The sequence below is a fragment of the uncultured Christiangramia sp. genome, assembly GCF_913046405.1.
Lineage (GTDB): Bacteria > Bacteroidota > Bacteroidia > Flavobacteriales > Flavobacteriaceae > Christiangramia > Christiangramia marina.
On the sequence record NZ_CAJWRQ010000159.1, the window covers coordinates 1 to 3,516 of the forward strand.

Sequence of the window (3,516 nt, forward strand, 5' to 3'; positions counted from 1 at the left end):
ATTGGCGGTACATTTCTCATGCTCTCCTACTTCGGAACAGATCAAAGTCAGGTACAACGCTATTTATCTGGTGGATCTGTCAGGGAAAGTCAGTTGGGAATGATCTTTAACGGACTCCTGAAAGTACCGTTGCAGTTCTTTATACTTCTGGTTGGAGTTATGGTTTTTGTCTTTTATCAATTCAATCCTGCTCCCTTAAATTTTAATCCAGCAGCGACCGAAACTGTTTTAAATTCAAATTATGCCGAGCAGTACAAAGATCTTATGCTGGAGCATGATGATGTTCAGGAGAAGAAAAAGGAACTGGGACTCGAATACGCCTCGAGAACTTCTCTGGATGAAACTGAAACTGCAAATTTTAGAGAACAATACTCGAATCTTGAGAAAGAACAGTTCGAAATTCGGGAGGAAGCAAAGACTTTTATAGATGCTTCAGATGTGAAAGCAGAAAGCAATGATAAAGATTACGTATTTATTCATTTTATTCTGAACAATCTTCCGAGGGGATTTATTGGATTACTCCTTGCCGTGATTTTATCGGCTGCAATGTCATCCACTGCTTCAGAATTGAATGCGCTGGCGTCCACCACTGTGATCGATCTATACCGTAGAAATCATAAAGAGAATAAAAGTGATGAGCATTACCTGGCAGCTTCCAAATGGTTTACATTAATGTGGGGAGCTATCGCGATCCTGTTTGCTAGTCTTGCTGATCTATTTGATAATTTAATTCAGTTAGTAAACATCATTGGAAGTATATTTTATGGAAATGTACTAGGTATCTTCCTACTGGCATTTTTTATAAAATATGTACGAAGCAATGCCGTTTTTATAGCAGCCATTATCACACAGATCATCGTGATCATTGTTTTCAAAATGGATATAATGCCGTACTTATGGTTGAATGTTCTGGGTTGCGTACTGGTAATGTCCATAGCGATACTTATTCAACTTTTTCGAAATGATAAACCTCAAGTAAGCACAACATGAGTCAAAAAATAAAATGGGGAATTCTGGGTCTTGGAAAGATCGCTGGAAAATTCTGTGACGGATTACAACATGCTTCTAATGCTGAACTTTATGCAGTAGCAAGTCGTGATCTAAACAAAGCGGAAGAATTCGCATCAGAGTTTGAAGCAGAAAAATCTTATGGCAGCTATGAAGAGCTATTAAACGATGAACAGGTACAGGTAGTTTATATCGCGACACCCCATGCCTTCCATCATGAACTCGCTATCAAATGTATCGAGCATGGTAAAGCTGTACTTTGTGAAAAACCATTTGCTTTGAATTATAAGCAGGCGAACGAGATGATAAGCCTGGCCAGGGAAAAGAATATTTTTATTATGGAAGCACTCTGGACCGCCTTTCTACCTCACTTTCGTGACCTGGAAACCAAGTTTAAAAATAAGGAGTATGGAAAACTAAAATCTTTAAAAGCAGACTTCGGGTTTCCTGCAGAATTTGACGAAACTAAAAGATTGTTTAATAAATCCCTTGGAGGCGGTAGTCTTCTTGATATTGGAATCTATCCCGTATTTCTTGCCTATCGTTTACTCGGTATGCCCAATAGAATCACTGCGGAAGCGCAATTAGCAGAAACAGGAGTTGACGAATCCTGTGATATCAAATTTCATTATGACCAGGATATTGATGTAGAGCTTACTTCAACTTTTAAGGAAAAAACTCCTACTGAAGCTATCCTCGAATTTGAAGAATCTAAAGTGATCATGAATTCAAGGTTCCATGAACCAACATCGATCACTACTCATAAAGATGGTAAGCATGAAGTGCGTGATTACGGAGTAGAAAATAATGGCTACACATACGAAGCGGAGCATGTAGGAGAAATGCTTCTGAATAATAAAACCGAAAGTGATATCTGGTCTACAGAAAACACCCTGGAATTAATGCAATTGCTGGATTCCATCAGGAAAGAGATTAAATTGGAATATTAAAAAAAGGCTTCAGTTCGAACTGAAGCCTTTTTCAATACATAGTGTCTTCAGCTTATTTCGCTTCCCACTCAGCGATTGATTCTTTATTCATTTTCACATAATCTGCATTGTTTGCAGCTTCTGCAGCAGAAAGAGATTTTTTTGCAGTGGCAATAGCTTCCTTAGTTTTACCCATTTCAGCTTCGATTAATGATTGTCTTCTAAGCATCCAGTATGCTTTACCTTCACTCATCTCATTGGCCTTTTTAACCCAGGTGTATGCTTTCTGCATATCTTTTCCGGCTTCGTGATAATATGAAGCCGCTGAGAAATAATCCTGAGCAGTTGGTCCATTCATCACTTTATCTATACTCGCCATGGTACGATTATCTGTAGGCACTTCAATTTCCAGAATAGCTACGGTATTCTCCCATAGAAAGTTAAGATTTGCAGAATCATTTTTTAGTTCGTCGATCACGATCGTGAAAGTCTCCATTTTGAAAGGCATCTCCTCTACGGCTGCAGTAGCTGTTAGGGCAACTTTGGATTCATCCCACTCCTGAGGCACTCCCCAGTTATTGGTTGTTTCGTAGAACATCACTGTCCATTGGTCTTTTTGAGGTTTCGTGTAGATAGCATACGAACCTTTAGCCAGTTCCTTACCTCCTATTTTTACATCATCAGAAAATGTAATGATAGTGTTCAGGTTTGCGCCAGTTCTCCAAACCTTGTCAAAAGGTACCAGATCCCCAAAAATCGTACGCCCTCTCATTGCAGGCCTGGAATATTCAAGCGTGATATCGGTTAACCCAACTTTTTGTTCCATTTTTCCAAGCGGACTTGGTTGTGGTGCTTCAACCTGTGCGAAGCCTGAAAAGCCAGTGCAAAGCACTAAAGCAAATGCTAATAATTTTTTCATATGTAGTAGTTTAAATTTAGATAAAGATAGGCTTATTCAGCTAACTAAATAAAAAGATAATCAAGACTGAATGATCTATAATTCTCAGATTTACATTTTGTTTAACTGTTTATATTTTACTTTAAACAACTTTGCGTGTAATTTTATAAAAAATATATCTGATGAAAATTTATACCCTGAAAAGCAAACAAAATCTACCTATTTCTGTCGAAGAAGCCTGGCAGTTTTTATCAGATCCAAGAAACCTTAAGACCATTACTCCAGATTATATGGGCTTCAAAATACTTTCAGGAGCAGATAGACCCATGTATCCAGGTCAGTTAATTCAATATATAGTAACACCCGTCGCGGGTATTAAGACAAAATGGGTTACAGAGATCACACAGGTTCGTGATCATGAATTCTTTATAGACGAACAAAAATTTGGACCATACGCTCTATGGCACCATAAACATTTTATCAAGGAAATACCAGGTGGTGTGGAAATGGAAGATATAGTGGATTACAAACTTCCTATGGGTTTTCTTGGACGTCTGGCTCATCCACTACTAGTAAAGCCTAAGCTTAAAGAGATCTTTGATTATAGAAGACAAAAACTTATTGAGTTAAGCTTAAAAGAAAAATTTGATCCAATATTTCCTCCAATTAACTTATGTAGTG

Annotated in this window: 3 protein-coding genes and 1 pseudogene; 3 read left to right on the forward strand and 1 reads right to left on the reverse strand. The window is 37.9% G+C overall.

From position 1 onward, the window contains the following. Both QZ620_RS13690 and QZ620_RS13695 read left to right on the forward strand, forming a co-directional pair. Positions 1-990 (forward strand): annotated as a pseudogene (locus QZ620_RS13690) (sodium:solute symporter); the annotation flags it as partial. Further along, positions 987-1,958 carry a Gfo/Idh/MocA family oxidoreductase gene (locus QZ620_RS13695; RefSeq protein ID WP_295182716.1) on the forward strand — a complete coding sequence of 324 codons (972 nt, stop codon included), beginning with the start codon at positions 987-989 and terminating at the stop codon, positions 1,956-1,958. The pseudogene QZ620_RS13690 and the gene QZ620_RS13695, both read left to right, overlap by 4 nt. A gap of 52 nt (positions 1,959-2,010) precedes the next feature. On the opposite strand, the gene QZ620_RS13700 is transcribed toward QZ620_RS13695, so the two are convergent. Beyond that, entirely contained in the window at positions 2,011-2,856 is an 846-nt protein-coding gene (locus QZ620_RS13700; protein WP_295182719.1) for a DUF2911 domain-containing protein, read from the reverse strand. 161 nt (positions 2,857-3,017) lie between these two features. On the opposite strand from QZ620_RS13700, the gene QZ620_RS13705 reads away from it, so the two are divergent. After that, positions 3,018-3,516: SRPBCC family protein (locus QZ620_RS13705; RefSeq protein ID WP_295182722.1), on the forward strand; the 499-nt coding region annotated here is incomplete at its 3' end.